General features: G+C 71.5%; 1 protein-coding gene. It reads left to right on the top strand.

The window, feature by feature from the left end; all coding sequences use genetic code 11:
- A partial coding sequence (locus tag FVW20_RS17015) for a Sua5/YciO/YrdC/YwlC family protein (protein WP_231039206.1) occupies positions 1–863 on the top strand: 863 nt, incomplete at both ends.

Below are 863 nucleotides of genomic sequence, written 5' to 3'. Positions count from 1 at the left end.
GCACGGCGCGGCCCGGTCCGGCGACGGCAGCCCGCTGGCCCTCGATCCCGATGCGCCCCGCACCCCGCAACCCATTTCGCCCCTCATTTCGCCGGACACGCCCTACGTGGGGGTGATGCTGCCCTACACGCCCCTGCACCACGTGCTGCTGCGCCTGTACGGCGCGCTGCTGCCGGAAGGCCGCGTGGCCGCGCTGGTGATGACATCCGGCAACGCGGGCGGCGAGCCCATCTGCCTCGGCAACCGCGAGGCGCTGCGCCGCCTGTCGTCCATTGCCGACGTGTTCCTGCTGCACGACCGCGACATCCTGATCCGCACCGACGATTCGGTGACGCGGGTCAACCCGGTCACCGGCGCGCCGCAGTTCCTGCGCCGTGCGCGCGGCTTCACTCCCCGCCCGGTGTTCCTTTCGGGCGACGGGCCGTGCGTGCTGGCCATGGGGCCGGAACTCAAGAACACCCTGTGCGTCACCCGGGGCGACAAGGCCTTTGTCAGCCAGCACATCGGCGACATGCACAACCTGGAAACCCTGGGCTTTCACCGCGAGATCGCCGCGCACCTGCCGCACATTCTGCAGGTGACCCCGCAGGCCGTGGTGCGCGACCTGCACCCCGACTACATGACCACGGCGGAAGCAGAACAGAGCGGCCTGCCCGTGCTGACCCTGCAACACCACTTCGCGCACATCCACGCCGTGCTGGCCGAAAACCGGCACGACGGCCCGGCCCTGGGGCTGGCCCTTGACGGCACCGGCCACGGCGACGACGGCACGGTGTGGGGGGGCGAACTGCTGTACGTGGACAACGTGGCGCTGGACCACCAGCGGCTGGGGCGGCTGGCCCGCATCCCCCTGCCGGGGGGCG

Source organism: Nitratidesulfovibrio oxamicus (assembly GCF_015731765.1).
Taxonomy (GTDB): domain Bacteria; phylum Desulfobacterota; class Desulfovibrionia; order Desulfovibrionales; family Desulfovibrionaceae; genus Cupidesulfovibrio; species Cupidesulfovibrio oxamicus.
The sequence above is the reverse complement of the archived record's forward strand: the minus strand, read 5'-3'. Positions and strand labels throughout refer to the sequence as shown.